The sequence below is a fragment of the Pseudomonas sp. LG1E9 genome, from assembly GCF_003290225.1.
In the GTDB taxonomy this organism is placed as follows: Bacteria; Pseudomonadota; Gammaproteobacteria; order Pseudomonadales; family Pseudomonadaceae; genus Aquipseudomonas; species Aquipseudomonas cyclaminis.
On record NZ_CP029983.1, the window covers coordinates 4,372,687 to 4,396,708 of the forward strand.

General features: G+C 61.4%; 18 protein-coding genes. 9 read left to right on the plus strand and 9 right to left on the minus strand.

Features of this window, described 5'->3' with window-relative positions:
• Nucleotides 1–13: 13 nt before the first annotated feature.
• Nucleotides 14–1,714, minus strand: a complete 1,701-nt coding sequence (locus DNK50_RS19880) for a glutamine--tRNA ligase/YqeY domain fusion protein (protein WP_112195968.1) — start codon at nucleotides 1,712–1,714, stop codon at nucleotides 14–16.
• A 247-nt stretch (nucleotides 1,715–1,961) separates the two neighbouring features.
• Here DNK50_RS19880 and DNK50_RS19885 point away from each other — a divergent pair, with 247 nt between their 5' ends.
• Nucleotides 1,962–2,468: a peptidylprolyl isomerase gene (locus tag DNK50_RS19885; protein WP_112195970.1), complete on the plus strand. Its 507-nt coding sequence runs from the start codon at nucleotides 1,962–1,964 to the stop codon at nucleotides 2,466–2,468.
• Entirely contained in the window at nucleotides 2,465–3,214 is a 750-nt protein-coding gene (lpxH, locus tag DNK50_RS19890; RefSeq protein ID WP_112195972.1) for a UDP-2,3-diacylglucosamine diphosphatase, read from the plus strand. Before DNK50_RS19885 ends, lpxH begins: the two co-directional genes overlap by 4 nt.
• A gap of 73 nt (nucleotides 3,215–3,287) precedes the next feature.
• On the opposite strand, the gene DNK50_RS19895 is transcribed toward lpxH, so the two are convergent.
• The 7 genes from DNK50_RS19895 to DNK50_RS19925 form a co-directional block, all read right to left on the minus strand.
• Nucleotides 3,288–4,817, minus strand: coding sequence for a DHA2 family efflux MFS transporter permease subunit (locus DNK50_RS19895; protein ID WP_099586693.1), 1,530 nt, complete (start codon nucleotides 4,815–4,817; stop codon nucleotides 3,288–3,290).
• Complete coding sequence (locus DNK50_RS19900) at nucleotides 4,817–6,016, minus strand: efflux RND transporter periplasmic adaptor subunit (protein ID WP_112195974.1); 1,200 nt, start codon at nucleotides 6,014–6,016, stop codon at nucleotides 4,817–4,819. Before DNK50_RS19900 ends, DNK50_RS19895 begins: the two co-directional genes overlap by 1 nt.
• Nucleotides 6,017–6,031: 15 nt before the next feature.
• On the minus strand, nucleotides 6,032–7,483 hold the full coding sequence (locus DNK50_RS19905) for an efflux transporter outer membrane subunit (RefSeq protein WP_112195976.1): 1,452 nt from the start codon (nucleotides 7,481–7,483) through the stop codon (nucleotides 6,032–6,034).
• On the minus strand, nucleotides 7,480–7,953 hold the full coding sequence (locus tag DNK50_RS19910) for a MarR family winged helix-turn-helix transcriptional regulator (RefSeq protein WP_112195978.1): 474 nt from the start codon (nucleotides 7,951–7,953) through the stop codon (nucleotides 7,480–7,482). Before DNK50_RS19910 ends, DNK50_RS19905 begins: the two co-directional genes overlap by 4 nt.
• Nucleotides 7,954–8,132: 179 nt before the next feature.
• A complete protein-coding gene (locus DNK50_RS19915) occupies nucleotides 8,133–11,804 on the minus strand; it encodes a translocation/assembly module TamB domain-containing protein (protein WP_112195980.1) in 3,672 nt (1,223 codons plus the stop codon).
• The gene (locus DNK50_RS19920; protein ID WP_112195982.1) at nucleotides 11,804–13,531 is read right to left on the minus strand and encodes an autotransporter assembly complex family protein; all 1,728 of its coding nucleotides are present in this window, start codon (nucleotides 13,529–13,531) and stop codon (nucleotides 11,804–11,806) included. The genes DNK50_RS19915 and DNK50_RS19920 overlap by 1 nt, the downstream gene beginning before the upstream one ends.
• A gap of 64 nt (nucleotides 13,532–13,595) precedes the next feature.
• Nucleotides 13,596–14,240, minus strand: coding sequence for an N-acetyltransferase (locus DNK50_RS19925; RefSeq protein WP_112195984.1), 645 nt, complete (start codon nucleotides 14,238–14,240; stop codon nucleotides 13,596–13,598).
• Between the two features lie 169 nt (nucleotides 14,241–14,409).
• Between DNK50_RS19925 and xthA the strand changes: the two genes are divergently transcribed.
• Together xthA and DNK50_RS19935 are read left to right on the plus strand one after the other, a co-directional pair.
• Entirely contained in the window at nucleotides 14,410–15,228 is an 819-nt protein-coding gene (gene xthA / locus DNK50_RS19930) for an exodeoxyribonuclease III (protein WP_112195986.1), read from the plus strand.
• Between the two features lie 193 nt (nucleotides 15,229–15,421).
• Nucleotides 15,422–16,756 (plus strand): substrate-binding domain-containing protein, encoded by a 1,335-nt coding sequence (locus DNK50_RS19935; RefSeq protein WP_112195988.1) that lies wholly within the window; start codon nucleotides 15,422–15,424, stop codon nucleotides 16,754–16,756.
• Nucleotides 16,757–16,820: 64 nt separating this feature from the next.
• On the opposite strand, the gene DNK50_RS19940 is transcribed toward DNK50_RS19935, so the two are convergent.
• Nucleotides 16,821–18,050, minus strand: a complete 1,230-nt coding sequence (locus DNK50_RS19940; RefSeq protein WP_032889822.1) for an acyl-CoA dehydrogenase — start codon at nucleotides 18,048–18,050, stop codon at nucleotides 16,821–16,823.
• A gap of 151 nt (nucleotides 18,051–18,201) precedes the next feature.
• On the opposite strand from DNK50_RS19940, the gene DNK50_RS19945 reads away from it, so the two are divergent.
• From DNK50_RS19945 to DNK50_RS19965, 5 genes are all read left to right on the plus strand, one after another.
• The gene (locus DNK50_RS19945) at nucleotides 18,202–19,137 is read left to right on the plus strand and encodes a LysR family transcriptional regulator (RefSeq protein WP_112195989.1); all 936 of its coding nucleotides are present in this window, start codon (nucleotides 18,202–18,204) and stop codon (nucleotides 19,135–19,137) included.
• Between the two features lie 75 nt (nucleotides 19,138–19,212).
• A complete protein-coding gene (locus DNK50_RS19950) occupies nucleotides 19,213–19,605 on the plus strand; it encodes a MerR family DNA-binding transcriptional regulator (RefSeq protein WP_099586683.1) in 393 nt (130 codons plus the stop codon).
• Between the two features lie 16 nt (nucleotides 19,606–19,621).
• A complete protein-coding gene (locus DNK50_RS19955; RefSeq protein ID WP_112195990.1) occupies nucleotides 19,622–20,521 on the plus strand; it encodes a hydroxymethylglutaryl-CoA lyase in 900 nt (299 codons plus the stop codon).
• A 704-nt stretch (nucleotides 20,522–21,225) separates the two neighbouring features.
• On the plus strand, nucleotides 21,226–22,389 hold the full coding sequence (locus DNK50_RS19960; protein ID WP_099586681.1) for an isovaleryl-CoA dehydrogenase: 1,164 nt from the start codon (nucleotides 21,226–21,228) through the stop codon (nucleotides 22,387–22,389).
• Nucleotides 22,390–22,401: 12 nt separating this feature from the next.
• The gene (locus tag DNK50_RS19965) at nucleotides 22,402–24,009 is read left to right on the plus strand and encodes a carboxyl transferase domain-containing protein (RefSeq protein ID WP_112195991.1); all 1,608 of its coding nucleotides are present in this window, start codon (nucleotides 22,402–22,404) and stop codon (nucleotides 24,007–24,009) included.
• Nucleotides 24,010–24,022 lie beyond the last annotated feature (13 nt).

Genomic DNA, 24,022 nt, shown 5'->3' on the forward strand with positions numbered 1-24,022 from the left:
TCCTTAAACAGAATCACTGGCCCCACGAATCACGCAAGGTCACGGTACGGTTGAATACCGGATGACCTGGTTTCGAGTCCTTGATATCCGCGCAGAAGTAACCTTCGCGCTCGAACTGGAAACGGTCTTCCGGCTGTGCGTCGCCAAGCGATGGCTCGGCACGACAACCAGTGAGTACTTGCAGGGAGTCAGGGTTGATGTTGTCGAGGAAACTCGCGCTGTCTTCGGCCTTCTCAGGGTTGGCCGAGCGGAACAGACGATCGTACAGGCGCACTTCGCACTCGATGCTGGCCGCGGCCGGCACCCAGTGAACCACGCCCTTGACCTTGCGGCCTTCAGGGTTCTTGCCCAGGGTGTCCGGATCGTAGGAGCAGCGCAATTCGACGATGTTGCCGTCGGCGTCCTTGATCGCTTCGTCGGCACGAATCACATAGCTGCCGCGCAGGCGCACTTCGCCATTCGGCTCCAGGCGCTTGTAGCCTTTTGGCGGCTCTTCCATGAAGTCATCGCGGTCGATGTAGATTTCACGGGCGAACGGCAGCTTGCGCACGCCAAGTTCTTCTTTTTGCGGATGACGCGGCAGTTCGAGGTTCTCGACCTGGCCTTCCGGGTAGTTGGTGATCACGACTTTCAACGGACGCAGTACGCACATGGCGCGCGGGGCGTTCGCGTCCAGATCCTGGCGGATGCTGAATTCGAGCATGCCGAAGTCGACCACGCCGTCGGAACGGTTGGTGCCGACCATGTCGCAGAAATTGCGGATCGACGCCGGGGTGTAACCGCGACGGCGGAAGCCCGACAGGGTCGACATGCGCGGGTCATCCCAACCAAACACGTGCTTCTCATCGACCAGTTGTTTGAGCTTGCGCTTGCTGGTGATGGTGTAGTTCAGGTTCAGGCGGCTGAATTCGTACTGACGCGGGTGCGCCGGTACCGGCAGGCTGTCGAGGAACCACTCGTACAGCGGACGATGGCTTTCGAACTCCAGGGTGCAGATGGAGTGGGTGATGCCTTCGATGGCATCCGACTGGCCGTGGGTGAAGTCGTAGTTGGGGTAGATGCACCACTTGTCACCGGTCTGGTGGTGGTGGGCATGGCGGATGCGGTACATGATCGGGTCGCGCAGGTTCATGTTCGGCGAGGCCATGTCGATCTTGGCGCGCAGCACGCGGGCGCCGTCGGCGAACTCACCGGCGCGCATGCGGTTGAACCAGTCGAGGTTCTCTTCCACCGAACGGTCGCGGAACGGGCTGTTCTTGCCCGGCTCGGTCAGGGTGCCACGGTATTCCTTGGCCTGCTCCGGGCTCAGGTCGTCGACGTAGGCCTTGCCGGCCTTGATCAGCTCGACGGCCCAGTCGAACAACTGGTCGAAATACTTAGAGGCGTAGCGCACTTCACCGGACCATTCGAAGCCCAGCCACTTGATGTCGCTTTCAATGGCGTCGATGTATTCCTGGTCTTCCTTGGCCGGGTTGGTGTCGTCGAAACGCAGGTGCGTGACGCCACCGAACTCCTGGGCCAGGCCGAAGTTCACACAGATCGACTTGGCGTGACCGATGTGCAGGTAGCCGTTGGGCTCTGGCGGGAAACGGGTGACGATCTGCGTGTGCTTGCCCGAATCCAGGTCCGCCTGGATGATCGGGCGCAGGAAATTGACCGGGACGGCAGGTCCAGCCTTGGAATTCGAGGTAGGGTCGACAGTGGGCTTGCTCATAGGATCCTTGAACAGACAGGTTCGTGGCCGGTTGGGGCCAGATAAAACAAAGGCCGTATCATAGCTGATGCTGTCAAGCTGCTGACAGAGTGCGCTCAAAAACTGCTGGATTTATTGCACAGGCGGTAAAAAACCACCTCGAAATTCCCGCCGGGCACGCTAAACTGCGCGCCTTGGCCGCAGTTTCGCCAAACCGGTAAGGCGCCCAGGCGCTCAAACCCACGAATTTCCTGAAAGAGTAGTGAACATGACTCAAGTCAAACTGACCACCAACCACGGCGAGATCGTCATCGAGCTGAACGCCGAAAAAGCGCCGATCACCGTCGCCAACTTCATCGAATACGTGAAGGCCGGCCACTACGACAACACCGTTTTCCACCGTGTCATCGGCAACTTCATGGTCCAGGGCGGCGGTTTCGAGCCTGGCATGAAAGAAAAGAAAGACAAGCGCCCAAGCATCCAGAACGAAGCGGATAACGGCCTTTCCAACGACAAGTACACCGTCGCCATGGCCCGTACCATGGAGCCGCATTCGGCCTCCGCGCAGTTCTTCATCAACGTGGCCGACAACGCCTTCCTGAACCACAGCGGCAAGAACGTGCAGGGTTGGGGCTACGCCGTGTTCGGTAAAGTCACCGCAGGCACCGACGTTGTCGACAAGATCAAAGGCGTATCGACCACCTCCAAAGCCGGTCACCAAGACGTTCCAGCCGAAGACGTGATCGTCGAGAAAGCCGAGATCATCGAAGCGTGATATTGCTGATTTCAGACTTGCATCTGGAAGAGGAACGCCCGGACATCACCCGGGCGTTTCTGGATCTGCTCCACGGCCGCGCCCGTGGCGCCCAGGCGTTGTACATTCTGGGGGACTTCTTCGAAGCCTGGATTGGCGACGATGGCATGACCCCCTTCCAGCGTTCCATCTGCGAGGCTCTACGCGAGCTGAGCGACAGCGGCACCCCGATTTTCATCATGCATGGCAACCGCGATTTCCTGATCGGCAAGGCGTTCTGTAAAGCGGCAGGCGCTACCTTGCTCAAGGACCCGAGTGTCGTGCAGCTCTACGGCGAGCCCGTGCTGTTGATGCACGGCGACAGCCTCTGTACCCGCGACCTTGGCTATATGAAGCTGCGGCGCATCCTGCGTAACCCGATTGTGCTGTTTATCCTGCGCCACTTGCCCCTGCGTACCCGCCACAAGCTGGCGCGCAAGCTGCGCAGTGAAAGCCGTGCGCAAACACGCATGAAGGCCAACGACATTGTCGATGTCACCCCCGAGGAAGTGCCGCAAGTAATGCAGCAGTTCGGCGTGCGTACCCTGGTCCACGGCCACACCCACCGCCCGGCGATCCACAAGCTGCAGATTGGCGAACAGGCGGCCAAGCGCATTGTGCTGGGGGATTGGGACAAGCAGGGCTGGGCGTTGCAGGTGGATGAGCAAGGGTTTGCGTTGGCGGCGTTTGACTTCGTCAATCCGCAGCTGGCGTTGCCTGGCGCTTAATACCTGACAACACAAATCAACTGTGGGAGGGGCAAGCCCCCTCCCACATTTGGATCTCCGTACATTCTCAGGATCAGTGACCCGAAGCAGCCGGCCCCGCCTTCGCCGTAAACGGCGGCTTCGCCAGCCACACCAGCAACATCAGCGCCATGAACATCCACCCCAGCAACGTGAAGTAATCCACGGTGGACATCATGTACGCCTGGCTGGTGAGAATCTGGTCCAGTTGCGCATAGGCCTTGTGCCCTGCCCCACCCAACGCATCCAGCGCGTTGCGCGTGGCCGCATCATAGGTGGTCATGTTCTCGCTCATGTACGCATGGTGCTGGTCCGCCCGGCGGATCCAGATCCAGGTGGTCAGCGACGCCGCAAAGCTGCCGCCCAACGTGCGCAAGAAGGTCGCCAGGCCCGCGCCGTCGGCGATCTGGTGCGGTGGCAGGTCGGACATCAAAATGCTCAAGGTCGGCATGAAGAACAGCGCCACACCAATGCCCATGAACAACTGCACCAGGGCGATGTGGGTGAAGTCCACTTCATTGGTGAAGCCGGCGCGCATGAAGCAGCTCAAGCCAATCGCCAGGAACGCCAGGCCCGCCAGCAGGCGCAGGTCGAACTTGTGCGCGTACTTGCCCACGAACGGCGACATCAGCACCGGCAGGATCCCGATCGGCGCCACCGCCAGGCCCGCCCAGGTGGCGGTGTAGCCCATCTGGGTTTGCAGCCATTGCGGCAGGATCAGGTTGATGCCGAAGAAGCCCGCATAACCGAGGATCAACACGATGGTGCCGATGCGAAAGTTGCGGTAGGCAAACAGCCGCAGGTTGACCACCGGGTGCTTGTCGGTCATTTCCCAGATGATGAACACCGCCAGGGCAATCACCGAAATCGCCGCACCGATGATGATGAAGTTGGACTCGAACCAATCCAGGTCATTGCCCTTGTCGAGGATGATCTGCAAGGCGCCGACCCCCACGATCAAGCTCAACAACCCGACGTAATCCATCGGTTGATGACTGGTGACCACAGGGCGTTTCTTCAACTGCGCACGCACCACCATCACCGCAAAGATGCCGATGGGAACGTTGATAAAGAAGATCCACGGCCAGCTGTAGCTGTCGGTGATCCAGCCGCCCAGGATCGGCCCGGCAATCGGTGCGACCACCGTGACCATCGCCAATAACGCCAGGGCCATGCCGCGCCTCGCCGGGGGGTAGACCGCAATCAACAGGGTCTGGGTCATCGGATACAACGGCCCGGCCACCAGGCCTTGCAGCACCCGAAAGCCGATCAGCTCGGGCATCGACGTGGAAATCCCGCACAGGAACGAAGCCAGCACAAACAGGATGGTCGCCCACAGAAACAGCTTCACCTCGCCAAACCGACGGCTCAACCAACCGGTGAGCGGCAAGGCGATGGCGTTGCTCACCGCAAACGAGGTGATCACCCAGGTGCCCTGCTCCGAACTCACGCCCAGGTTGCCGGAAATGGTCGGCAACGCCACGTTGGCGATGGTGGTGTCGAGCACCTGCATGAAGGTCGCCAGCGACAGGCCAATAGTGGCCATCAACAGGCTGGGCGGCGTGAAGGAGGCGTTATTGCTCATCAGCGTTGCACAGCCTTGGGCGCGGCGAGGCTGTTGTCATGGATCAATTGGGTGATCATGGCATCGGCTTCGGCCAATTGGCGGTCGTACACTTTGGTGGTAAACGAGGCCTTTTGCGGCGGCTGTTGCGCCAGCACCGGGCCGCTCTGGTCGTGCAGGTCCACATTCACCACGGTGCTCAAGCCCACACGCAGTGGGTGCTTGGCCAACTCTTCGGCATTGATATGGATGCGCACCGGAACCCGCTGCACGATCTTGATCCAGTTGCCGGTGGCGTTCTGCGCCGGCAACAGGGCGAACGCGCTGCCGGTGCCGGCGCCAAGGCTGTCGATGGTGCCGCTGTATTTCACGTCGCTGCCGTAGATATCCGACTCGATGTCCACCGGCTGGCCAATACGCATGTCGCGCAGTTGGGTTTCCTTGAAGTTGGCGTCGATCCACAGTTCGTTCAGCGGGATCACTGCCATTAACGCAGTACCCGGCTGCACACGCTGGCCCAGTTGCACGGAGCGCTTGGCCACATAGCCGGTGACCGGCGCGATCAGGGTGCTGCGCGCATTGGTCAGGTAGGCCTGGCGCAGTTGCGCGGCGGCGGCTTGCACGTCCGGATGGGACGAGATGACCGTGTCATCCACCAAGGCGTTGGTGGTTTTGAGTTGCTGCTCAAGGTTGGTCAGGGCGTTCTTGGCGGCGGTCAGGCTGTCACGGGCGTGGGACAGTTCCTCAAGGGAAATCGCCCCGCCCTGGGCCAGGGTTTTACGCCGGTTGTAGTTGTCCTGGGCGGTCTGCACGTCGGCTTTCTGCGCATTGACCTGGGCTTTCATGCCATCGACGTTGCTGTACAAGCCACGCACCTGGCGCACGGTACGCGCCAGATTGGCCTGGGCACTTTGCAGGCCGACCGCGGCGTCATTCGGGTCGAAGTTGACCAGCACCTGGCCTTCGTGGACCAGGTCGCCATCGTCGGCGCCGATGCTCACCACAGTGCCGGTGACCAGCGGGGTGATTTCCACCACGTTGCCGTTCACATAGGCGTCGTCGGTGCTCTCGTTGAAGCGCCCGTAGAATTCGTGCCAGGCCCATACGCCAACGACGCTGAGGATGACGATCAGCGCGAGGCCGACCAGCATGACTTTGCGTTTGCGCGGGTTGTTGTCTTGGGGTTGTTCGGTTGCGTTGCTGTTTTCGGCAGTGGCCATGACAAATACCTCAAATTATTCCGTGCGAGTGGCTGGGGTGGTCGATGCCACGTTGTCGGCGCTGTAGCCGCCGCCCAGGGCCTGCATCAATTGGATCGACAAAGCGATTTGCCCGGCATTCAGGGTCGCCAGCTGACGCTGGGCCTGCAGCAACTGCTGCTCGATGCTGAGCACGTCCAGGTAGTTACCGATCCCGGAGCCGTAACGCTGGACCACGGTGTCGTAGGACTGCTGGGCAATGTCCGTGGCGTGTTGCTGGGCCTGGATCTGCCGGCCGGTTTCGCGCAGTTGCGACAGGGTGTTGCCAATATCGCCCAGGGCTTGCACCAGGGTTTTGTTGTACTGCGCCACGGCCAAGTCGTAGTCGGCATCGCGGGCATCGAGGTCGGCGCGCAGGCGGCCGCCATCGAAGATCGGCAACGAGATCGTGGGGGCGATATTGAAGAAGCGGCTTGGTGAGCCAAACATCGCATCCCCCAGTAATGACTCGGCCCCGGCGCTCGCGCTCAGGTTGAGGTTGGGGTAGAAGCGCGTCTTGCTGGCGGCGATGTCCTTGCTCGCGGCCTCGACCCGCCAACGTGCGGCGATCAGGTCCGGGCGGCGGCCCAGCAGTTCGGCAGGCAGCACCGACGGCACGGCGACGGCGGCCGGCTTCAACACCGTGGGGCGCGCCAGTTCATTGCCGCGATCCGGGCCTTTGCCGAGCAATACCGCCAGGGCGATCTTGGCGCTCTGCAGTTGTTTTTCCGCGTCGATCAGTTGCGACTGGGCGCTGGCTTCCAGGCTTTCGGTCTGCTGGTACTGATAGTGGCTGTCGATGCCCGAGTCCAGGCGGCGCTTGCTCAGGTCGAGCATTTGCCGGGTGCGCTTGAGGTCGTCGGTTGCCAGGTCACGCACGATATGCGCCTGGCCCAAATCGCTGTAGGCCTTGGCTACATCGGCGGCCAGGGTCAGGCGCGCGGCCTGCTGGTCGACTTGCGCGGCGCGGGCCTGGCCCAACGCGGCTTCCCAGGCGGCGCGCTGGCCGCCCCAGAGGTCGAAGGTGTAATTAAAGCTGGCGCCGATGTTGCGCACGGTGGAATAGGCATCGCCCTGCCCCAGCGGGTCTTGATCCCTGGCCAGGCGCGAACGGGTCACACCGGCGCTGGCGTCCAGGGTCGGCATGCGCGCGGCGTTCGCGGCGTACGCGGCCGCTTCGGCCTGGTGGGCGCGGGCGCTGGCGACTTGCATGTCAGGGCTGTTTTGCAGGGCTTCACGGATCAGGCCGTCGAGCTGTGGGTCGCCGAGGCTTTTCCACCAATCGGCGCGCGGCCAGGCCGCGTTCGACAAGGACACGCCGCTCAGGGATTGACCGGTCTGCAGCGTGTTGGCGTCGAGGCGCTGGCCCTGGGTGTCAAGGCCGCTGTAGTTGGCGCAACCGGCCATGCTCATGGCCACGAGCACCAGGCATAAGGCACGTGTATTCATTTATTACCTACCCGCAGGATAGTGATGGGATCACCCGCCGCTATCAGAATTTTCTTGAGGATCTTTTCCAGGGTTTCCAACTCGCCCGGCTCCAGTGCGCCCGCCAGTTGGTTCAGCGCCTGGGCGCCGATGTGCGGCAGCATGTCCGCCAGTCGCTGGCCGTCCTGCGTGAGCACCAACTGCACTTGGCGGCGGTCGAGGTCCGAGCGCTTGCGGCTGAGCAGGTCTTTTTGCTCCAGCCGGTCGAGCATGCGGGTCATCGAGCCGCTGTCCAGCGACAGGTGGCGGCACAGCTCCGCCGGGGTGTCGACGCCGAACTGGGCCATGATGATCAACACCTTGAACTGCGCGGCGGTGATGCCGTGGGGTTCCATATGGGTGTCGATGATGCGGTCCTTGAGGATCGCGGCGCGGCCGAGCAACAGGCCGAGGTGGCAGTTATGGAAGTTGTCCGGGGTGAAGTGAGGCATTGGAAGTCACCTTATTACTGCCTAGGCAGTGAATGTGTGACGAGATGTTACTGCTTAGGCAGCGAATGTCAAATGGAATAATTAGCTTGCTTGGTATTTGTTCAGGAAGGCGGGTAGAAATGCAGTCCAATGTGGGAGTGGGGCAACCCCCCCCTCCCACATTTTTTACCGAGTACGGCTCAGAAATCGCGTTTGTAGAAGATATCCAACGAGCTGGCCACACCACTGGCCACTTCCAGGTAGACCTTCTTGCTCAACAGGTAGCGCAAGGCAATGGTACTGGCCGGTTCGAACACCCCCACGCCATAACGCAGGCTGAGTTTCTCGGTGATCTTGCCGCTGGCTACCACGGCGGTGTTATTGCCGCTGCCCTGGGTATCGAGGTCGAAGTCCCGGATGCCCAACTTGGTGGCGATGTCCGAGGTCACCCCCGCACTGCCCATCAAACCCAGGCCCAGCGCCGCTTGGGCAAGCATGTTGTTGTCTTCGCCGGTGGTACTCAGCGGGCGCCCCAGCACCAGGTAGGACAGCGCCTGTTCCTGGCTCATGGCCGGTTCCGAGAAGATTTGCGTGGTGGGTTGTTCCGCGCTGCCACTGAGACGGATACCGGCCACCACATCGTCGGTCTTGCGGATCGCTTCGATGTCCAGGTACGGCTGGTCCAGCGGGCCGGCGAACAGCAACCGCGCCCGGCGTACATCGAGCCTCTGGCCGTAGGCGCGGTAGCGGCCATCGTTGAGCCACAGCTCGCCACGGGTGTCCATGTTGTCGCCGATATGCACATGGCCCTGCACCTTGGCGGTGAGGCCGAAACCCGAGAAGTTGAGCTGGTCTTCGCCCACTGCCACGTCGATATCCATGGCCATGGCCATCGCCGGTTTGCCCTCCTCGGTCTGGCTGCCGACGATGACGGTGTCGTCCGAGACCTTGACCGTCGACGGCGGCAGTTCGCGCACGGTGATGTCACCACGCGGGATCTGCACCTTGCCGGCGATCGCCAGTTTGTCGTCCTTCAGGGTGATCTTCAGGTCCGGCGCCACTTCCAGGGCGGCGTAGGGCTCGACCGTGACCGGCAATTGCGAGCCTTGCAGGCTGAGGTCCACGGCCAGGGCCTGACCCCAGTCTATCTGCCCCTTGAGGCTGCCCTGCCCGGCCTTGCCACTGCGCCAGCCGCCGTTGAGCTGCACGCTTTCACCGGCGATCAGCGCCTGCACATTCAGGCCTTCGAGGCTGATGGGCAGTTCCGGACCGGAGACTTCACCGCCGATCAGGTTCACATTGCCGTTGATCTGCGGTGCCAGCAGGCCACCGGAGATGCGCCCGTTGCCGTTGAGCTTGCCGTTGAGGGTTTCCACCATCGGCACAAACGGCCGCGCCACCGCGAGGTCCAGCCCGGTGAGGCTGAAATTGCCGGTGATCGGCTTGTTCTTCGGCAGCGGGTTGATCTGCGCCTGCAACAGCAATTCACCGAGCTTGCCGCCACGGAAGTTCAGCTGGGTGTCGATGCGCTTGGGATTGAGCGTGGTTTCCAGCTTGAGGGTGTCGTAAGGGAAATCCAGCCACTGGTCCTTGTCCTTGACGCGCAAGGTGCCGCCGCTGGCATCCACCGACACCACGCCTTTGGGGCCGCTGTTGGGCAGGTCGAGTTGCACATCGGCATTGAGCTTGCCCTGCCAGGCGAAGTCCTTGGGCAAAAACGCCGCGAGGCTGTCGAGGGGGAATTGCTTGAGGTGGTAACGCAGCTTGGGCTCGGGCATCAGGCGCTGGTCTTCACCACACAGGCTGGCAGCACCGGAGACCCAGCAGTGCGCGGCGAAGGTCAGCCTGCCGTCGGCCAGGTAGTCGATTTTCGCCGGAGCTTGCAGCTTCCAGTCCTGCCCACCCGCCTGGACATCACCGCTGGCCAGACGCCCGCGCCAGTTGCCTTTGTCGAGATTACCGTCCAGGGCCAGGGCCAGCTTGAGCAAGGGACCGGTCAGGTCCATCTGGACTTTTTGCTGCTTGATATCACCTTGGGCACTGGCGGTCAGGGTACCGACCTGGGTGTCGCCGCTTTGAATGCCGCTGCCCTTGAGGTCGATCCTGGCGCGTTGGGCGTTATTGAGGGTGGCCGCGAGGCTGAGGTTTTGCAGGCGGTTGTCGGCAAACGCCAATTGCTGGCCCTTGAGGTCCAGCTTGCCCTGGGGCGCGTTCAGGCTACCGGCAACGTCAAGACGGCCATTGATCTGCCCGCGCAATTGCGGCCACAGCTGGGCCAGGCGCGCCAGCTTGATGTCGATCTGCCCGGCCAGGCGTTGTTGCAGGCTGCCGCTGCCGTTGATGCGGTTGTCACCCAGGCGGATATCCAGGTTGGCCAGGGTCCATTGTTCCCCTGCACCTTCGGCCTTGGCCGCCAGCACGGCGGTTTGGCCACGCAGGCGGCCCTTGAGGTCAAGGTCGGCAGTGAGCTTGAGTTGCTCGTTCTTGAACTCGCCCTTGCTGCGCAGCGGCCCGGCCAACGTGCCCGGCAGTTCACCGACCCAGTACGCCGGATTGAGCGCCGACAGGTCCAGCGCAGTATCCCAGGCAATGCCATCGGCAAACTGCAGGTTGAGGTGGCCTTCGGCCTTGCCTTGGCCGGCGGTCAGTTTCAGCTCGGGCAGGAAGACTTGCTTGAGGTCGCCACTGAACGGCGTGACCACGTTGAACTTGCCCGCCGGACCGTCGAGGTCGGCCTTGAGGTTGCCCAGGTAGTTGCCGTCTTTATAGGAAATCTCGCCGTTGAACGTACGCACCGTAACCTGGGGTTCGTCGATCACGGGGTAGAGGCGATGCCAGGGAAAGTCGAGCCAGTCGAGCCTGGCGTCGGCGCTGAAGCCTTGTTGCCAGTCCAGGTTGGCACTGAGCTTGAGGCTTTGCTTGTCACCGGCATTCAGGTCCAGGCCGGCGATCTGCGCGCCCTTGGCGTCGACCCTGCCTTGCAGCAGCAAGTCCACCGGGCCTTTTTCCGCCGGCAGCACGGCCTTGCCCTGCAGTTGGTAGCCGCTTTTCAGATCACCGTTGGCGGTGAGGTCCAGTTGATTGAGTTGCAGGGTGTCGGGCAAATCGGCGCTAGGCTTGAAGCCGTCAGCGGTGATGTGCAACCGGGCCGGAAGGTTTTCCGCCAGGGGTTGCAGTTCGCCCTTGAGCTTGGCCGGCAGGTAGCCGCTGCTATCGGCGTCGAGCTTGAGGGTCTTGAGCAGGTCGCCTTCGACCTTGAGGGCAACGCTCCAGGGCGCGCCGCCGGGCGCATAAGGCAGGCTGAGGTTACCGCTGGCGGTCAACGGCCAGTCACCGGTGGGTTGCAGCAGGCCGGACAGGTCCAGCACCAGGTCGTCGCGTTGCAGGTGCACGGAGTCGATCTGCATGCCTGCGGCGGTCCAGTGCGCCGCCAGTTGCAGGCCTTTGAGTTCTTCGCTGCCGTTGAACACCAGGCTGGCGATGCGAACGTCGCCCAACTGCAGGGCAACCGGCAACGTCAGATCAGGCAGTGCAACCGGGCCGCTGCTGTCTTCGGTGCTGGGTGGAAATTGCAGGCTGATTTGATCCACATCCAACTGGTCAATGCATAAGGTCATGCGCAGCAGGCAGGCGGGGGACCAATCAAACGTGGCTGCCTTGAGTTCCACGCGGCTGCTATCTTGCTGCCAGAGCAGATGATCGGCGCTCCATTGGCCGCCCAGGCGACCCTGGAAATTCTCCACGCTCAAACCCGGCACCAGGCCCAAGGCCCAGCGGCTGCCCGCTTGGCTGCCCAGTACCGCCCAGAGTGCCAGCAACAGCACGGCAAGGACTGCCACCACGGCCAGCCCCGCTATTTTCAAACCACGCATCACAGCTCAGGCCCCATGGAAAAGTGCAAACGAACGCCGCCCGGATCTTCCAGGGCATGAGCCAGGTCGAGGCGGATCGGACCGACCGGCGATACCCAGCGGATGCCGACGCCGACGCCGGTTTTCAGGCTCGGCAGTTCCAGGGAGTTGAACGAGTTGCCCTGGTCGATGAAAGTCGCGATCCGCCATTTTTCGGCGATGGAATATTGATACTCGGCGCTCAACGCCACCATGTAGCGGCCACCGATGCGATCACCCTGGTCATTCTCCGGCGACAGGGTCTGGTACTCGTAACCACGCACGCTCTGATCGCCACCGGCAAAGAAGCGCAGCGAAGGCGGCACCGACTTGTAGCCATTGGTGGCACTGCCGCCCACTTGCGCCCGCGCCAGGAAACGGTGGTTGTCCCACAGGGTGGTCAGGCCTTTGACCATGGCCGTGCCGTAGAGCAAGTTGGTGTCGGAGCCCAGGCCTTCTTTGGCGACCTTGGTGTCGAATTGCAGGCGATAGCCATTGTGGGGGTCGATGCGGTTGTCGCTGCGCAGGTAGGAATAACTGATGCCCGGCATCAGCAGGTTACTGAGACCGGAGTCGTCGCCCAGGCGATATTCTTCGCGCTGGTATTTGAGGGATATCACCCGGGTCCAGCCGCTGGGCAACTTGCTGTGCCATTCCGGGCCGACGGTGAGCAATTTACTCAGGGTGTCGGTGTTGGCCAGTTCTTCATTCTGGTAGCCACCGGCGAAGCGCAGTTTGTCGGTGAGCGGTGGGTCCAGCGGAATGTCGTACCACAGGCCGACGTTCTGGCGCGGGGCCGACAGTTCGGCCTCCCAACCATAACTATGGCCCTGAGGGTTGACCCAGTGACGGGTCCAGTTGGCCTTGCCGCGCGGGCCGACGTCAGTGGAGTAGCCCAGGCCCAGGCCCATGGTGCGCGGTTTTCGGGTGTCCAGATTGACGGCCACCGGGATCACGTCATTGGTTGAGGCGGTGGGGCTGGCGTCCACGCGCACGCCTTCGAAAAAGCCGCTGGCTTGCAGGTTCTGGTTGAGTTCGGCGATCAGTTCGGAATCGTAGGGGTCACCGCTTTTAAACGGCACCATGCGTTGCAGCAGTTCGTCATCAAACGGCGTGTCGCCGGCAAAGCTGACCTTGCCCATGCTGTAGCGCGGGCCGCTGTCATAGATGAGTTCGATATCGGCGACGCCGGCTTGGGGGTCCACCGCGAGTTTCTGGCTGATAAAGCGCCCACTGAAGAAGCCGTAGCGCGAGGCCTGGTTCTGGATCAGACGCTTGGCGTCTTCGTAGTGGCCGTGATTGAGCACGGCGCCTGAGATGAGGTCGTCGCTGGCTGGCACGCGAAACGACTTGAGGTTCGCCGCCTCGCCGTCGACCCGAATGGTCACGTTGCGCAAATGCACCGGTTCGCCGGGGTCGATGCTGAGGATCAGGCGCGGGTTCTTGCCGCCCTTCACTTCGCTGTCGATCTGTGGCTGATAGAAGCCTAAGGCCTGCGCCGCTTTGCGCGCCTGCTCCTCGGCGCCACGGCTGAACCGCAGCAAGGCCTCTTCGTCACGATCGCCCACCCCGCCGATGTAGCCTTCGATGTTGGCTTTCAACGCGTCGTTTGAGGGTTTGACCCGCACATCCAATTCGCTTTGCGCCAAGGCGCTGCAACTGGTGAGCAGCAGGATCAAACCACGGGTAAATCTTCCTGGAAACTTCATAGGCGCGGATGCTACACGAGCTGGGGAGCATCTTATAACCCGGATAATTCTGAAAAATTCTTGCCTAAGCCGTTGCAGCATGTAACGCCTGAGGATTGGGGTGAAAAAACACATGCTCCAGGATCGGGCCTACAGCGACCTCGCCGATTTCCTCGTACCCCTGGCGTTTATAGAAATCCAGGTAGCGCGAGTTGCCCGTATCCAGCACCACACCGGACGAATGCGGGTCTTCGGCGCACCAGTTGTGCACCGCTTCCAGTAACTGTTCGCCGTAGTGTTTGCCCTGGAATTGCGGGTGAATACCCAACAGCGGCAGCACATGCACCGACTCGCTCGGCAGGCACGCCAGCACCGCGTGATGGTAATCCAGGTAACGCCGCGTACCGCGCACGCCGGTGCTCAGCCACATGCGCAGTTGCCAGGCCCAGCTCTCGGTGATGCCCAGGCGCCGTTGCGGCGGTGCAATCAGGGCGATGCCGATCAGCCGATCATTCACAAACAAACCAATCGCCGGAAGCTTCTGGAAAAAATGCTGCTTGACCAGCTCACGTACAGTGGCACGCACACGCTGCTCATAACCTGGGCGTTCAGCTTCGAAGATGTAGGCAAACGTCGGCTCATGCCGATAGGCCTGGTACAGCAGGGAACGGGCTTCGCGCGAATAGCCGCTGTTGAGCAGGCGAATTTCGCCAATGGCAGTGTCAGTCATACAGTCAATCTCCCTGGGCGCCATTCAATAGATGGCGTTCTTATGGGTACGAACCTACGCAGCACCAGTCGTTCCCAGACATTAGCAGTGCATCTGCCCTACCGCCACGCTGGCCCCCGTCCGACTTGTCGGCTAGCATCGCCCTTTTGCCAAGACTGGACTGCCGACCATGAAAATCGTCTCCTTCAATATCAACGGGCTGCGCGCCCGCCCCCATCAGCTGGCGGCGCTGATTGAAAAACACCAACCCGATGTGATCGGCCTGCAGGAAACCAAAGTCCACGACGACCAGTTTCCCCTGGCCGAAGTAAAGGCCCTTGGCTATCACGTGTATTACCACGGGCAGAAAGGTCACTACGGTGTGGCCCTGCTCTCGCGTCAGCCGGCGTTGAGCCTTCACAAAGGTTTTGCCAGCGACGAGGAAGACGCCCAGCGCCGTTTTATCTGGGGCACCTTCGCCGATGAAAATGGCATCCCGGTGACCATCATGAACGGCTATTTCCCACAGGGCGAAAGCCGCGACCACCCGACCAAGTTCCCCGCCAAGCAACGCTTCTACGAAGACCTGCAACAGCTGCTGGAAAGCCAGTTCAGCAACGACCAGGCACTGGTGGTGATGGGCGACGTGAATATCTCCCCGCAAGACTGCGACATCGGCATCGGCGCCGACAACGCCAAACGCTGGCTGAAAACCGGCAAGTGCAGCTTCCTGCCCGAAGAACGCGAGTGGATGGCCCGCCTGAAAAACTGGGGCCTGGTGGACAGCTTCCGTCACCTCAACCCGGACGTGACCGACCGCTTCAGCTGGTTCGACTACCGCAGCCGTGGCTTTGAAGATGAGCCCAAGCGCGGCCTGCGCATTGACGTGATCATGGCCTCCAACGGCTTGCTGCCACGGGTCAAGGATGCGGGCGTGGACTACGATCTGCGCGGGCTGGAAAAGCCGTCGGACCATGCGCCGATCTGGTTGGAACTGAGCAGATCCTAAGGCGAATAATAATCCAAATGTGGGAGGGGGCTTGCTCCCGATAGCGGTGTATCAGTGACAGATAAGCTGTCTGGCACACCGCCATCGGGGGCAAGCCCCCTCCCACATTTTGCTCCGCGGCGCGTCAGTCATATTTATGCAACCTGCCTGTCTTAATCTCGCGGCACTCCCTTTGGCTTGAGAAGGTGCCGGCATGACGCTGCGCGTTCTGTTCCTGTTGTGTTGCGTGCTTTCCCTCCCTGCTGTGGCTGCTCCCCTCCCCGTGCCCGACCAAGGGCATGCCTTGCGCATCCAGGGTTCCAACACCATTGGCGCGGCGCTGGCACCGGCGCTGGCCAAGGGTCTGATGGAATATCAAGGGTTGCAGGGCGTGCACATCGAACCCGCCGAAGGCGCCAACGAACAACGTGTGATCGGCAAGACGCGCCAGGGCAAGACCGTGACCATCGACGTCGCGGCCCACGGCTCCAGCACCGGTTTTGCCGCGTTGAAGAAAACCAGCGCCGACCTGGCCGCTTCCTCCCGCCCCATCAAGGACAGCGAACTGGTGGACCTTGAGCCTCTCGGCGACCTGAAAAGCGCCGAAGCCGAACAGGTGATCGCCATCGACGGCCTCGCCATCATCCTCAACCCGCAAAACCCGCTGAACACGTTGAACACCACGCAACTGGCGCAGATTTTCAACGGTGAAATCAGCACCTGGGAGGCGCTGGGTGGCATCGGCGGCGCGATTCACATCTACGCCCGCGATGACCAGTCCGGCACCTACGACACGTTCAAGGAATTGGTCCTACGCCTGCGCGGCAAGCCCCTCGCCTCTTCGGCCCAGCGTTTCGAGTCCAGCGAGCAGTTGTCCGACGCGGTGAGCCAGGATCCCCAAGGCATTGGCTTTATTGGCCTGCCCTACGTGCGTCAGTCCAAGGCGGTGGCGATTGTGGATGGCGACTCGCAACCGATGTTGCCGCTCAACAGCCTGATCGCCACTGAGGATTACCCGCTGTCACGCCGCTTGTTCTTTTACCTGCCGCCCTCGGGCCATAACCCGTGGGCCAAGGCGTTGGTGGACTTTGCCCAGAGCAGCAAAGGCCAGGCGATTGTGGCCGCCAGCGGGTTTATCGCGCAGCAGGTGCAGGCCATGGCCGTGGAACCGCGCCCGACCATGCCCGATGACTATCAAGCCATCGCCCGGGATGCCCAGCGTTTGACGGTCAATTTTCGTTTCGAAGAAGGCAGCGCCAGCCTGGATAACAAGGCGCGCCAGGATGTGCAGCGGGTGGTGGCGTATCTCAAGGGCCACGACAAGCTGGACAAGCAGGTGACACTGGTGGGGTTTGGCGACGCCAAGAATGACCCGCAGCGGGCGGCGCTACTGTCGAAACTGCGGGCGATGGCGGTGCGACGAGAGTTGGTCAGGAACGGCGTGGTGTTGCGCGATATCCGTGGGTTTGGCGCGCAGATGCCGGTGGCGGCGAATACGGCGGATGAGGGGCGGATCAAGAATCGGCGGGTGGAGGTTTGGGTCTATTGAAACCCTGTGGTGAGCGGGCTGTTGTGGTGAGCGGGCTTGCGCGCGGCAAGCCCGCTCACCACAATTACTGCCCGCTGCGCATCAGTTCTTTAGGCACATATTTGCCGATCTCAAACTTGCCGATCGCCGCGCGGTGTACTTCATCCGGGCCGTCGGCCAGGCGCAGGGTGCGTTGCATGGCATACATGTACGCCAGTGGGAAGTCATTGGACACCCCAGCACCACCATGGATCTGGATCGCGCGGTCGATCACCTTCAACGCCACGTTTGGCGCCACTACCTTGATCTGGGCGATCTCGCTTTTCGCCACTTTGTTGCCCGCAGTGTCCATCATGTACGCCGCTTTCAGGGTCAGCAGGCGCGCCATGTCGATCTCCATGCGTGAGTCGGCGATCTTGTCGATATTGCCGCCCAAACGGGCCAGCGGCTTGCCGAACGCGGTACGACTGACCGCGCGTTTGCACATCAATTCCAGCGCACGCTCGGCCATGCCGATGGAGCGCATGCAGTGGTGGATGCGGCCTGGGCCAAGGCGACCCTGGGCGATTTCAAAGCCACGCCCTTCACCCAGCAATACGTTTTCATACGGCACACGTACGTTGTCGAACAGCACTTCGGCATGGCCGTGTGGCGCGTCGTCGTAGCCGAACACCGGCAGCGGACGCACGATTTTCACGCCGGGGGTGTCCACCGGTACCAGGATCATCGAGTGCTGCTGGTGACGCGGCGCGTCGGGGTTGCTCAGGCCCATGAAGATCAGGATCTTGCAGCGCGGGTCGCAGGCGCCGGAGGTCCACCACTTCTTGCCGTTGATCACCCACTCGTCGCCCTGGCGTTCGGCGCGGGCGGCCATGTTGGTGGCGTCCGAGGAGGCGACATCCGGTTCGGTCATGGCGAAGGCCGAGCGGATCTCGCCGCGCAGCAGCGGTTCGAGCCAGCGTTGCTTCTGCTCTTCGTTGGCGTAGCGCACCAGCACTTCCATATTGCCGGTGTCCGGCGCCGAGCAATTGAACGGCTCCGGGCCCAGCAGCGAGCGGCCCATGATTTCGGCGAGCGGCGCGTATTCGAGGTTGGTCAGGCCGGCGCCCAGTTCGGATTCGGGCAGGAACAGGTTCCACAGGCCTTCGGCCTTAGCCTTGGCTTTCAGCTCTTCCATGATGGCGGTGGGCTGCCAGCGGTCACCTTCGCTGACCTGGCGTTCGAACACCGGCTCAGCCGGGTAAACGTAAGCATCCATAAACGCAGTGACGCGTTCACGCAGTTCCTGAACCTTGGGCGAATAGGCGAAATCCATGAGCAGCTCCCTTCTTTGAGAGGTTGTTTAGGTCATGCAATCGATGCTAGAACAGCGTTGATAATTTACCTAGCCTATTCTCGGCGTGTATTAACATTCATCACCGATATATGATCGGCGTATGAACACCTAACAATAAGAGCGCAACGAAATGAATCTGAGCAAGGTCGACCTCAACCTCTTTATTGTCTTCGACGCGATCTACACCGAAGCCAACCTGACCCGCGCCGGGCAGATCGTGGGCATTACCCAGCCGGCCGTGTCCAACGCCCTGGCCCGACTGCGCGAGACCTTCAACGACCCGCTGTTTGTGCGCACCGCCCAGGGCATGGTACCCACGCCGATGGCCCAGAACATCATTGGCCCGGTGCGCAATGCGCTGTCGTTGCTGCGGGTGTCGGTGCAGGAAAGCCGGATTTTCAACCCGCAGCAGGCCGCCAAGACTTACCGCATCAGCATGACCGACCTCACCGAGGCGGTGATTCTGCCGCTGCTGTTCCAACGCCTGCGGCGCCTTGCGCCCACCGTCGTCATCGAGAGTTTCTTGTCCAAACGCCGCGAGACCACCAAGGAACTGGCCGCCGGGCGCCTGGACTTTGCCGTGGACGCGCCGCTCAACACCGACCCGCAAGTGCGCCACGTGAAGCTGATGGAAGATCGCTACGTGTGCGCCATGCGCAAGGGCCATCCGATGGCGGGCAAGGACAAGCTGACCCTCGATGATTACCTGGGGCTGACCCATATCCACATCTCCAGCCGACGCAACGGCCTGGGCCATGTCGACCTGGCCTTGGGCAAGATGGGCCTGCAACGCAAGATCGCGCTGCGCTCCCAGCATTACCTGATGGCCTCCCAAGTGCTGCAACAGACCGACATGGTGATGACCGTGCCCGAGCGCTTCGCCAGGCGCCATGAGTTGCACTGGGTCAACCTGCCAGTCAATGACGTACCGCCGGTGGAAACCCACCTGTATTGGCACGAAAGCACCGATCAGGACCCCGCCAACCGCTGGATGCGTGAGCAGATGATCGAGTTGTGCCAACAGGTGACGGCTCATGAGAAGAAGTTGGATGGCAAGCAAGCTTGAGGATGGGTGGCGATTTGCTTGACGCTTACGTCAACCTGACAGTAGCTTAGCGCCAAGACTTTATTGAGCGCCGCCATGAGCACCACCTACAGCATCTCCGACCTCGCCCGCGAGCTGGACATCACCACCCGCGCCATTCGGTTCTACGAAGAACAAGGCCTGCTGGCCCCGGAACGCCGGGGCCAGGAGCGCATTTACTCGGCGCGGGACAAAGTCAGCCTCAAGCTGATCCTGCGTGGCAAACGCATCGGTTTTTCCCTGGCCGAATGCCGCGAACTGATCGAACTCTACGACCCCACCAGCGGCAATCACATCCAGCTCAACAGCATGCTGTCCAAAATCGCCGAGCGCCGTGAGCAGCTTGAGCAACAGTTGCTGGATATCGAACAGATGAAACTCGAACTGGACACCGCCGAAGAGCGCTGCACACAGGCCCTGGCAGACACCATGAGCCAGGTTGGCCATTGATCAGGAGTTAACTGTCATGTCTCTCCCTTCACACGTGCGGCTGGTCGAAGTCGGCCCGCGCGACGGTTTGCAGAACGAAGCCCAGCCCATCAGCGTGGCCGACAAGGTGCAGTTGGTCGACGCGCTCGGCGCCGCTGGCTTGAGTTATATCGAGGTCGGCAGTTTTGTTTCGCCCAAGTGGGTGCCGCAGATGGCCGGCTCTGCCGAGGTCTTCGCCCAGATCCAGCGCAAACCCGGTGTGACGTACGGCGCGCTGACCCCCAACCTGCGCGGCTTTGAAGACGCGCTGGCGGCTGGCGTGAAGGAAGTCGCGGTGTTTGCGGCGGCGTCCGAGGCGTTTTCCCAGCGCAACATCAACTGCTCCATCAGTGAAAGCCTGGAGCGGTTTGCCCCAATCATGACGGCGGCCAAGCTGCATGGCGTGAGTGTGCGTGGTTATGTGTCCTGCGTGCTGGACTGCCCGTACGAAGGCACGGTCGCCCCGGAACAGGTGGCGGCGGTGGCGCGGGAGTTGTACGAGATGGGCTGCTATGAAGTGTCCTTGGGCGACACCATCGGCACCGGCACAGCAGGCGCCACGCGGCGGTTGTTCGAGGTGGTGGGTGCCAAGGTGCCAAGGGACAGGTTGGCGGGCCACTTCCACGACACCTACGGCCAGGCAGTTGCGAACCTCTACGCCAGCCTGCTGGAAGGGATCAGCGTGTTCGACAGCTCTATCGCGGGCCTCGGCGGGTGCCCTTACGCCAAGGGCGCCAGCGGTAACGTCGCCACCGAGGATGTGGTGTACCTGCTCGACGGGCTGGGGATCGACACCGGTATCGACCTGGAGGCCTTGATTCGTGCGGGGCTGCAAATCAGCAACGTAGTGGGTCGCCCAACCGGTTCACGGGTGGCCAAGGCGCGGTCAGCCGGTTGAGTAGCGTAGCCGTGACAATGTGTTACCGCACGCCTACACATCGAGTAACACGGGAACATATTTTGTAGTGTTCACCGCCAGACATTTCCCACGAAAAAATCAAAGCATTGATTTTAAAGGGATTTTTAAAGTTGGCACGGCTTCTGCTATCTCTATGGCATAACAAGAATAAAAAGCGCCAAACCTAATAAAAATAAGACGAAACGACTCTGACATAACAAAAACAACACGGCAGAGACGCAGCTAACAGATTTTTTTGGAGAAGATGTGCTTTGCAGGGTACGGCGTGCCGAAACCCGCAACCGGTTAGAGAAAAATAAAACTACCTCAGGTAGCTACCCACTGGTTGGATCGCGTGCGAAGAAGCAGATCAGCGCTCAAAAAAATACGTTTGCTCTTGACCCTGAATGGGGGTCGCAAAAAAACAGCGGTAAAGGGTAACGGTTGCCAAAAACAACAATAGACCGCCCCTCAATAATAAAAAAAGAGCACGTAACGACAAATTAAAGGGAACCTTCGGGTTCCCTTTGTGCTTTCTGCAGTTTCTTATCTGGCTGACTCACCCCTGTTGTTTTTTTAGGTTGACGTATACGTAAACGACGATTGACAGCACCGCAACGCAAGCTTACGTTAACGTAAAGGTGAGCGCCCTTCCCTGGCGCGCCATCTACACAACAACAAAGCTCACATTAAGGTGCCTGTCCATGAGTTACCCGTCCCTGAACTTCGCCCTCGGTGAAACCATCGACATGCTGCGCGACCAGGTGCAGTCCTTCGTGGCCAAGGAGATCGCGCCCCGCGCGGCTCAGATCGACAGTGACAACCTGTTCCCCGCCGACCTGTGGCGCAAGTTCGGTGACATGGGCCTGCTGGGCATCACCGTCGCGGAAGAATACGGCGGTGCTGGCCTGGGTTACCTGGCCCACGTGGTGACCATGGAAGAGATCAGCCGTGGCTCGGCGTCGGTGGCGTTGTCCTACGGCGCCCACTCCAACCTGTGTGTGAACCAGATCAACCGCAACGGCAATCACGCACAGAAACTCAAGTACCTGCCGCAACTGATCAGCGGCGAACATGTCGGCGCCCTGGCCATGAGCGAACCGAACGCCGGCTCCGATGTAGTCTCGATGAAACTGCGTGCCGACAAACACGGCGACCACTACGTGCTCAACGGCAGCAAGACCTGGATCACCAACGGTCCCGACGCCAGCACCTACGTGATCTATGCCAAGACCGACCTGGAAAAAGGTCCCCACGGCATCACCGCGTTTATCGTCGAGCGGGACTGGAAAGGCTTCAGCCGCAGCAGCAAGTTCGACAAGCTGGGCATGCGCGGCTCTAACACCTGCGAGCTGTTTTTCGATGACGTCGAAGTGCCCGAAGAAAATATCCTCGGCGTGCTCAACGGCGGCGTAAAAGTACTGATGAGCGGCCTCGACTACGAGCGTGTGGTGCTGTCCGGCGGCCCTACCGGGATCATGCAGGCCTGCATGGACCTGATCGTGCCCTACATCCACGACCGCAAGCAGTTCGGCCAGAGCATCGGCGAATTCCAGCTGATCCAGGGCAAGGTCGCCGACATGTACACCCAACTCAACGCCAGCCGCGCCTACCTCTACGCGGTGGCCCAGGCCTGCGAGCGTGGCGAGACCACGCGCAAGGACGCCGCCGGGGTGATCCTCTACAGCGCCGAACGCGCCACGCAAATGGCCCTGGACGCGATCCAGATTCTCGGCGGCAATGGCTACATCAATGAATTCCCTGCCGGGCGTCTGCTGCGTGACGCCAAGCTGTACGAAATCGGCGCCGGCACCAGTGAGATTCGACGGATGCTGATCGGTCGCGAACTCTTCAACGAAACCCGCTGAAGGAGCGTGCCCATGGCCACCCTGCATACCCTACTCAACCCCCGCTCGGCGGAATTTGCCGCCAACAGCGCAGCGATGCGCCAACAGGTCGACGCCCTGCACACCCTGCTCGCCCATGTGCAACAAGGTGGCGGCGCCAAGGCACAGGAGCGGCACACCTCACGCGGCAAACTGCTGCCCCGCGAGCGCATCAATCGCCTGCTCGATCCAGGTTCGCCGTTCCTTGAACTCAGCCAATTGGCCGCTCATCAGGTGTATGGCGAAGACGTGCCGGCGGCCGGGGTGATTGCCGGGATCGGCCGCGTGGAAGGTGTCGAATGCATGATCGTCGCCAACGATGCCACGGTGAAAGGCGGTTCCTATTATCCGCTGACGGTAAAAAAACACCTGCGTGCCCAGACCATCGCCGAGCAGAATCGCCTGCCGTGCATCTACCTGGTGGACTCGGGCGGCGCCAACCTGCCGCGTCAGGACGAAGTGTTTCCCGACCGCGAGCACTTCGGGCGGATCTTCTTCAACCAGGCCAACATGAGTGCCCAAGGCATCCCGCAGATCGCCGTGGTGATGGGCTCGTGCACCGCCGGTGGCGCCTACGTACCGGCCATGGCCGATGAGGCGATCATGGTGCGTCAGCAGGCCACCATCTTCCTCGCCGGCCCGCCGCTGGTGAAGGCGGCCACGGGTGAAGTGGTCAGCGCCGAAGACCTGGGCGGTGCCGATGTGCACTGCAAAATCTCCGGCGTGGCCGACCACTACGCCGACAGCGACGAACACGCCCTGGCCCTGGCCCGCCGCAGTGTGGCCAACCTCAATTGGCGCAAGCAGGGCCAGTTGGTGCAGCGCGCACCGGTAGCCCCGTTGTACAGCGCCGATGAGCTGTACGGCGTGATCCCGGCCGATGCCAAGCAGCCGTTCGATGTGCGCGAAGTGATTGCGCGGCTGATGGACGGTTCGGTGTTCGATGAATTCAAGGCGCTGTTCGGCACCACGCTGGTCTGCGGTTTTGCGCACTTGCACGGCTACCCGATTGCCATTCTGGCGAACAACGGGATTTTGTTCGCCGAAGCCGCGCAAAAAGGCGCGCACTTTATCGAGCTGGCTTGCCAGCGCGGGATTCCACTGCTGTTTTTGCAGAACATCACCGGGTTTATGGTTGGCCAGAAATACGAAGCCGGCGGTATCGCCAAGCACGGCGCCAAGCTGGTCACTGCCGTGGCCTGTGCCAAGGTGCCGAAGTTCACCGTGATCATCGGTGGCAGCTTCGGCGCCGGTAACTACGGTATGTGCGGCCGCGCTTATGACCCGCGCTTTTTGTGGATGTGGCCGAATGCGCGCATCGGCGTGATGGGCGCCGAGCAGGCTGCGGGCGTGCTGGTGCAGGTCAAGCGCGAGCAGGCCGAGCGTGCGGGCAATGCGTTCAGCGCTGAGGAAGAGGCCGCGATCAAGCAGCCGATCCTCGATCAATACGAAACCCAGGGCCATCCCTACTACTCCAGCGCCCGCCTGTGGGACGACGGGGTCATCGACCCGCAGCAGACCCGCGAGGTACTGGCCCTTGCGCTGTCCGCCTCCTTGAACGCCCCTATCGAGCCGAGCCGCTTCGGCGTGTTCCGCATGTAATTGGAGCTGTACC

Excerpts from the sequence above, each read along its gene's own strand:
- DNK50_RS19960 (WP_099586681.1), top strand. The coding sequence starts at position 21,226 with ATGAGTTACCCGTCCCTGAACTTCGCCCTCGGTGAAACCATCGACATG.
- DNK50_RS19905 (WP_112195976.1), bottom strand. The coding sequence starts at position 7,483 with ATGAATACACGTGCCTTATGCCTGGTGCTCGTGGCCATGAGCATGGCC.
- DNK50_RS19950 (WP_099586683.1), top strand. The coding sequence starts at position 19,213 with ATGAGCACCACCTACAGCATCTCCGACCTCGCCCGCGAGCTGGACATC.
- DNK50_RS19885 (WP_112195970.1), top strand. The coding sequence starts at position 1,962 with ATGACTCAAGTCAAACTGACCACCAACCACGGCGAGATCGTCATCGAG.
- xthA (WP_112195986.1), top strand. The coding sequence starts at position 14,410 with ATGAAAATCGTCTCCTTCAATATCAACGGGCTGCGCGCCCGCCCCCAT.
- DNK50_RS19965 (WP_112195991.1), top strand. The coding sequence starts at position 22,402 with ATGGCCACCCTGCATACCCTACTCAACCCCCGCTCGGCGGAATTTGCC.
- DNK50_RS19910 (WP_112195978.1), bottom strand. The coding sequence starts at position 7,953 with ATGCCTCACTTCACCCCGGACAACTTCCATAACTGCCACCTCGGCCTG.
- DNK50_RS19880 (WP_112195968.1), bottom strand. The coding sequence starts at position 1,714 with ATGAGCAAGCCCACTGTCGACCCTACCTCGAATTCCAAGGCTGGACCT.
- DNK50_RS19925 (WP_112195984.1), bottom strand. The coding sequence starts at position 14,240 with ATGACTGACACTGCCATTGGCGAAATTCGCCTGCTCAACAGCGGCTAT.
- DNK50_RS19900 (WP_112195974.1), bottom strand. The coding sequence starts at position 6,016 with ATGGCCACTGCCGAAAACAGCAACGCAACCGAACAACCCCAAGACAAC.
- DNK50_RS19895 (WP_099586693.1), bottom strand. The coding sequence starts at position 4,817 with ATGAGCAATAACGCCTCCTTCACGCCGCCCAGCCTGTTGATGGCCACT.
- DNK50_RS19920 (WP_112195982.1), bottom strand. The coding sequence starts at position 13,531 with ATGAAGTTTCCAGGAAGATTTACCCGTGGTTTGATCCTGCTGCTCACC.
- DNK50_RS19955 (WP_112195990.1), top strand. The coding sequence starts at position 19,622 with ATGTCTCTCCCTTCACACGTGCGGCTGGTCGAAGTCGGCCCGCGCGAC.
- DNK50_RS19915 (WP_112195980.1), bottom strand. The coding sequence starts at position 11,804 with ATGCGTGGTTTGAAAATAGCGGGGCTGGCCGTGGTGGCAGTCCTTGCC.
- DNK50_RS19935 (WP_112195988.1), top strand. The coding sequence starts at position 15,422 with ATGACGCTGCGCGTTCTGTTCCTGTTGTGTTGCGTGCTTTCCCTCCCT.
- DNK50_RS19945 (WP_112195989.1), top strand. The coding sequence starts at position 18,202 with ATGAATCTGAGCAAGGTCGACCTCAACCTCTTTATTGTCTTCGACGCG.
- DNK50_RS19940 (WP_032889822.1), bottom strand. The coding sequence starts at position 18,050 with ATGGATTTCGCCTATTCGCCCAAGGTTCAGGAACTGCGTGAACGCGTC.